This window comes from Leifsonia sp. Soil_N53 (assembly GCF_057655165.1).
The window spans coordinates 1-6463 of record NZ_JBDGMM010000005.1 but is presented as its reverse complement, the minus strand read 5'-3'; the positions used below and the strand labels follow the sequence as shown (position 1 = coordinate 6463).

The following is a 6463-nucleotide window of genomic DNA, read 5'->3' as shown; positions in this document are numbered from 1 at the left end:
CCGGTGCGGTCGCGACCTGGTGCCCCGCGAGCCCCGGGCGCGCCCGCCGGGCGGGCCTCCCTGTGGCGTCGGGACGGGCGCCGTAGCCGACGAGCACCGGCTCACGGGTCGCCGGAGCGGCGGGCTCGGGCTCTGTCTCCTCGACGCCGGCCATGCCCTCCACCTCGAACGCCACCAGCGGCTCCCCCACGGCCACGGTGACGCCGGGCTCCACGTACAGCCGCGACACCTTCCCCGCGTACGGCGCGGGCAGCTCCACCAGCGCCTTGGCGGTCTCCACCTCGGCGATGATCTGGTTGAGCCGCACCGTGTCGCCGACCGCGACGTGCCAGCTCACCAGCTCCGACTCGGTGAGGCCCTCGCCGAGGTCCGGGAGCGCGAAGTCCTTGACCGGCATCAGTCCTCCACCCCGCTCAGCGAGTTCGGCCGGTCCATGACCCGGTCGATGCCGTCCAGGATGCGGTCGAGGTCGGGCAGGTGCGCCGCCTCCAGCTTGGCGGCCGGATACGGGATGTCGTGGCCGGTGATCCGCACGGGCGCGTGCTCCAGATGGTAGAAGCACCGCTCGGTGATCGACGCCGAGATCTCGGCGCCGAGCCCGCCCGACAGCGCAGCCTCGTGGGTGACGACCAGCCGGCCGGTCTTCCGCACCGACGCCGCGACCGTGTCCAGGTCGAGCGGCGAGAGCGAGCGCAGGTCGATGACCTCCACCGAGATGCCCTCGTCGTCGGCCGCGAGCGCCGCGTCCGCCGCCAGCTGCACCAGGCCGCCGTAGGTCACCAGGGTGACGTCGTGGCCGGCGGCGACCACGCGGGCGGTGCCCATCGGCCGGGCGTCCTGCAGCGCGGCCTCCTCGTCCACCTCGCCCTTCGCGTGGTAGCGCCGCTTGGGCTCGAAGAACAGCACGGGGTCGTCGGAGGCGATCGCCTGGCGGATCAGGGTGTAGGCGTCCTGCGGGGTCGACGGGCTCACCACGCGCAGCCCGGCGGCGTGCGCGAAGTACGCCTCCGGCGAGTCGGAGTGGTGCTCCGCAGCGCCGATGCCGCCCGCGAACGGCACCCGGATCGTGATCGGCATGCGCACGGCGCCCGCGGTGCGGTAGTGCATGCGCGCCACCTGGCTGACGATCTGGTCGAACGCCGGGTAGATGAAGCCGTCGAACTGGATCTCCACCACGGGACGCAGCCCGCGGTACGCCATCCCGACGGCGGTGCCCAGGATGCCGGACTCGGCCAGCGGCGAGTCCATCACCCGACGCGGGCCGAACTCCGTCTGGAGGCCGTCGGTCACACGGAACACACCGCCGAGCGTGCCGATGTCCTCGCCCATGAGCACGACCCGGTCGTCCTCGGCGAGCGAGCGGCGCAGGCCGGCGTTGATGGCCTTGGCCATGGTCAGTGCCGTCATCGGTCACCTCCCACGAACGTGCGCAGGTAGCGCGAGTAGTGATCGCGCTCCCGGGCGATGCCGGTGTGCGGCTCGGCGTACACGTTGTCGAACACGGACAGCGGGTCCGGGTCCTGCAGTGCGACGACGCCCTGGCGCATCTCGGCGGCGACGCGGTCGGCGTGCTCCTGGATTCCGGCCAGCCGCTCCGGGGTGAGCAGCCCGGCGTCCGCGAGGTACGCCTCCACCCGCGCGATCGGGTCTTTGGCGCGCCACTCGTCGAGCTCCGCGGGGTCGCGGTAGCGGCTCGGGTCGTCGGCGGTGGTGTGCGGCCCCATCCGGTAGGTGACGGCCTCGATGAAGGTCGGGCCGCCGCCGCTGCGGGCGCGGTCGAGGGCGGAGCGGGTCACGGCCATGACGGCGAGCACGTCGTTGCCGTCCACGCGGACGCTGGGCACGCCGAAGCCGGGCGCGCGCTCGGCGATCGGGCGCTGCGCCTGCAGGCCGACCGGCTCGGAGATCGCGTACTGGTTGTTCTGGCAGAAGAAGATGACCGGCGCGGCGTAGGTGGCCGCAAAGATCAGCGCCTCGTTGACGTCGCCCTCGGAGGTCGCGCCGTCGCCGAAGTAGGCGATGGACGCCGCGTCGGTGCCGTCGGCCTGGATGCCGATCGCGTAACCCGTGGCGTGCAGGGTCTGGGCGCCGATGATGACCTGCGGGGTCGCCATGTTGATGTCGTACGGGTTCCAGCCGCTCTGGGTCGTGCCGCGCCACACCCGCAGCAGGTCGACCAGGCCGGCGCCGCGGCAGTAAGCGACGCCGTGCTCGCGGTAGCTGGAGAACACGAAGTCGTCGCCGCGCAGAGCCCGGCCGGAGCCGATCTGGGCGGCCTCCTGGCCGAGCAGCGGAGGCCACAGCCCCAGCTCGCCCTGCCGCTGCAGCGCGGTCGCCTCGGAGTCGATGCGACGGATGACGACCATGTCCTCGTAGAGGCCGAGGAGCTGCTCCGGACCGATGTCGGAGACCCAGGCGTCGAAGCGGACGTCGCTGATGCGTGCGCCCTCGGGAGTCAGAAGCCGAACGGTGTCGGCACCGGCCGGGAGGTGGACGTCGTCCAGCCGGGTGTCGGGTTGATTGTCGATCGTCACGGTTCACGCAACCTTCACTCTCGCGTCCGGTCAGCGCGCTTGTGGCAGGCAGGACCGGCTTCCGGCCTCCTTGCCGGAATTACCCGAAAGGCTACGCTCCGCGATCAGTGCGCACAACCGATGGCGTGTCGACCGTGCACCCTGCACTGTCGGGGCGAGCGCCGAGGTGCTAGCTTTCACACTATGCGCACGTTCGACAGCACCGACCGGAGGATCCTCGTCGCGCTCGCCGACGACCCGAGGTCGACCAACGTCTCGCTCGCCGACCGGCTCGGGCTGAGCCGCAACACGGTGCAGGCGCGGGTGGCCGAACTGGAGCGCAACGGCGCGTTCCTGTCGTTCGAGCGACGCATCTCGGCATCGGCCGCCGGCTACCCGCTCGCGGCCTTCGTGACCGTGCACGTGCAGCAGCAGAAGCTCGCGGAGATCGTCGAGCACCTGGCCGGCATCCCGGAGATCGTGCAGGCGCACGGCCTCTCCGGCCCGTCCGACCTGCTGCTGCGCGTCGTCTGCACCGACGCCGAGGACCTGTTCCGGATCGCCGGCGCGATCCAGTCCACCGACGGCGTCGAGCGCGCCGAGACCTCCCTCGACATGGGCGAGCTCATCCCCTACCGCCTGCGGCCGCTGCTCACCCGCGACTGACGTCGAGGAGGCGCATTCTCCGCCCTCTCGCGCGAATTCGGGCGACTTTGCGCCGTCTCGCCGCGGGCGGAGAGCACGAAGGCCGCGCCGACAGAGTCGGCGCGGCCTTCGGGTGGAGCGGGAGCTCAGCTCTCGACGGTCTCCACGGCGCCCTCGGCGGGCTCCACGGGGCCCTCGGAGGCGGCGTCGCGGCCCTGGGTGTCCGCGTCCTCCGCGAGCACCGGGGCGAGCGACAGCTTGCCGCGGTCGTCGATCTTGGTGATCTCCACCAGGATCTTCTGGCCGACGCCGAGGACGTCCTCGACGTTCTCGACGCGCTTGCCGCCGGCGAGCTTGCGCACCTCGGAGATGTGCAGCAGGCCGTCCTTGCCGGGCAGCAGCGAGATGAACGCGCCGAACGCGGCGATCTTGACGACGGTTCCGAGGAACTGCTCGCCGACCTCCGGGTTCGTCGGGTTCGCGATCGCGTTGACCTGGGCGCGGGCCGCCTCGGCCGACGGGCCGTCGGTGGCGCCGATGTAGACGGTGCCGTCCTCCTCGATGGAGATCTCGGCGCCGGTCTCGTCCTGGATCGCGTTGATCGTCTTGCCCTTCGGGCCGATCAGCTCGCCGATCTTGTCGACCGGGATCTGGACCGAGATCACGCGCGGCGCGGTCGGGGCCATCTCGTCCGGAGCGTCGATCGCCGCGTTCAGCACGCTGAGGATGGTCGTGCGAGCATCCTTGGCCTGCTTGAGCGCGCCCGCCAGCACCGACGACGGGATGCCGTCGAGCTTGGTGTCGAGCTGGATCGCGGTGACGAACTCGCTGGTTCCGGCGACCTTGAAGTCCATGTCGCCGAGCGCGTCCTCCGCGCCCAGGATGTCGGTCAGCGCCGCGTAGCGGGCCTCGCCGTCGACGACGTCGGAGATCAGGCCCATGGCGATGCCGGCGACCGGGGCGCGCAGCGGCACACCGGCGTTCAGCAGCGACAGGGTGGACGCGCAGACCGAGCCCATCGAGGTCGAGCCGTTGGAGCTCAGCGCCTCGGAGACCTGACGGATCGCGTAGGGGAACTCCTCGCGGGTGGGCAGCACCGGCACGAGCGCGCGCTCGGCCAGGAAGCCGTGCCCGATCTCGCGACGCTTCGGCGACCCGACGCGGCCGGTCTCACCGGTCGAGTAGGGCGGGAAGTTGTAGTGGTGCAGGTAGCGCTTCTTGGTGACAGGCGACAACGAGTCGATCTGCTGCTCCATCTTGAGCATGTTCAGCGTGGTGACGCCCAGGATCTGGGTCTCGCCGCGCTGGAAGATCGCCGAGCCGTGAACGCGCGGGATGACCTGCACCTCGGCGTCGAGCGGGCGGATGTCGGTCAGGCCACGGCCATCGATGCGGATGCCCTCGCGCAGCACACGGCCGCGCATGACCACCTTGGACACCGACTTGTACGCCGCGGAGAACTGAGAGAGCACCTCGGCGTCGAGCACGCCGGCCTCCACCTTCTCGGTGAGGGCGACCTTGACGCGCTCCTTGAGGGCGTCGTCGGCGTTCTGGCGCTCGACCTTGTCGGCGATCTGGTAGACGTTCACCAGGTCCTCGTAGGCGAGGCCGGCGACGTTGTCGTAGGTCTCCTGCGAGTAGGGCAGGAACACCGGGTAGTCGGCGATCGCCTTGGCGGACTGCGAGGCGAGCACGGTCTGGGCGGCGACGAGCTGGCGGATGAACGGCTTGGCGGCCTCCAGACCCTGGGCGACGACCTCCTCGTTCGGCTTGACGGCGCCGGCCTGGATGAGGTTCCAGCTGCCCTCGGTGGCCTCGGCCTCGACCATCATGATCGCGACGTCGCCCTCGGAGCCGTCCTCGTTGGTGAGGACGCGGCCGGCGACGACGAGGTCGAAGACGGCCTCCTCGAGCTGCGAGGCCTTCGGGAAGGCGATCCACTGGTCCGCGTGCTGGCCGTTGCCGGGGATGAGCGCGAGGCGCACACCGGCGATCGGGCCGGAGAACGGCAGACCGGAGATCTGGGTCGAGGCGCTGGCCGCGTTGATGGCCAGGGCGTCGTAGAACTCGTCCGGAGCGATGCTCAGGACGGTGATGACGATCTGGACCTCGTTGCGGAGGCCGTCGACGAACGACGGGCGCAGCGGCCGGTCGATCAGACGGCAGACCAGGATCGCCTCGGTCGAAGGGCGGCCCTCACGACGGAAGAACGAGCCGGGGATCTTGCCGGCGGCGTACGAGCGCTCCTCGACGTCGACGGTCAGCGGGAAGAAGTCGAAGTTGTCCTTCGGGTGCTTGCTGGCGCTCGTCGCGCTCAGCAGCATGGTCTCCTCGTCGAGGTAGGCGGCGACGGCGCCCTGCGCCTGCTGGGCGAGGCGTCCGGTCTCGAACCGGACGGTGCGGGTGCCGAAGCGTCCATTGTCGAGGACTGCTTCGGCGAACTTGATTTCGGGACCTTCCAAGAGGTCTTTCTCCTTTGTTTAACGTCGCAGCCCCGTCTGGGCGCGACTCCACAATGGAGCGAGCAGGCAGTTCGACACGTCTTCCGTGTACGCGGCATCCCATGCGGGTGCGTGGGCTGAGCCCGTCTGGCCATCAGTAGAAATACACGGTTACGTCGTTGCGACGCATCCGGATACCACCACCGAGGACCAGCTCCTGCCAGCCTGCTCCGGCGGTCGGCATTCGGCCGACCAGAAGAATCCTATCAGTCGTGGTGCTCGGGAGGCCGGAATTCCGCTGTCAGAGGGCCAGCGTCGCCCGCGCGGCCTCCGCGAGCGCCGCCCCGTACGACGGCCCATGCCCGGCCGCGTGCACGGCGAGCGGGTGCAGCTGATGCAGCGGGATGCGCTCACGCCACCCGGCGCGCAGCGGCCGGGCGGCGTCGTAGCCGGCGAGGATGTCGTCCAGGAACGGAGCGCCGAACAGCGCGAGCATGGCCAGGTCGGTCTCGCGGTGGCCGCCGTGCGCGGCCGGGTCGATCAGGACGGCGCCGTCGTGCGACCAGAGCACGTTCCCGGTCCAGAGGTCGCCGTGCAGGCGCGCGGGCGGCTCGTGGTCGTCGAAGCCGCCGGCCGCCACCCGATCGAGGGCGCTGTCCACGACCTCCCGCTGCCGCACGGTCAGGTTGCCGGCGGCTACGGCGATGTCGAGGTAGGGCCGCACCCGGTCGCGGGCGTAGAAGCGTCCCCAGTGCGTCTCGTGCGCCACCGGCAGCCGGCGGCGGCCGATGAACAGCGGGCCGTCCCAGCCGTCGGGCGGCGCGCCGAAGGCCGCGGCTCCGGCGGCGTGCGTGACGGCAAGCG

6 protein-coding genes are annotated in these 6463 nt (G+C 71.0%); 1 reads left to right on the top strand and 5 read right to left on the bottom strand.

Going from position 1 to position 6463, the window contains the following annotated elements:
- The 3 genes from AC3A3H_RS00130 to pdhA all read right to left on the bottom strand — a co-directional run.
- Positions 1–397 (bottom strand): biotin/lipoyl-containing protein (locus AC3A3H_RS00130; RefSeq protein ID WP_487612502.1); only part of this gene is annotated, 397 nt, incomplete at its 3' end.
- On the bottom strand, positions 397–1407 hold the full coding sequence (locus tag AC3A3H_RS00125) for an alpha-ketoacid dehydrogenase subunit beta (RefSeq protein WP_487612501.1): 1011 nt from the start codon (positions 1405–1407) through the stop codon (positions 397–399). The genes AC3A3H_RS00130 and AC3A3H_RS00125, both read right to left, overlap by 1 nt.
- Complete coding sequence (gene pdhA / locus AC3A3H_RS00120; RefSeq protein ID WP_487612503.1) at positions 1404–2528, bottom strand: pyruvate dehydrogenase (acetyl-transferring) E1 component subunit alpha; 1125 nt, start codon at positions 2526–2528, stop codon at positions 1404–1406. The genes AC3A3H_RS00125 and pdhA overlap by 4 nt, the downstream gene beginning before the upstream one ends.
- Before the next feature lie 189 nt (positions 2529–2717).
- Here pdhA and AC3A3H_RS00115 point away from each other — a divergent pair, with 189 nt between their 5' ends.
- Entirely contained in the window at positions 2718–3179 is a 462-nt protein-coding gene (locus tag AC3A3H_RS00115) for an Lrp/AsnC family transcriptional regulator (RefSeq protein ID WP_487612500.1), read from the top strand.
- 125 nt (positions 3180–3304) lie between these two features.
- On the opposite strand, the gene AC3A3H_RS00110 is transcribed toward AC3A3H_RS00115, so the two are convergent.
- Both AC3A3H_RS00110 and AC3A3H_RS00105 read right to left on the bottom strand, forming a co-directional pair.
- On the bottom strand, positions 3305–5620 hold the full coding sequence (locus tag AC3A3H_RS00110; RefSeq protein ID WP_487612499.1) for a polyribonucleotide nucleotidyltransferase: 2316 nt from the start codon (positions 5618–5620) through the stop codon (positions 3305–3307).
- A 280-nt stretch (positions 5621–5900) separates the two neighbouring features.
- A partial coding sequence (locus AC3A3H_RS00105) for a fructosamine kinase family protein (protein ID WP_487612498.1) occupies positions 5901–6463 on the bottom strand: 563 nt, incomplete at its 5' end.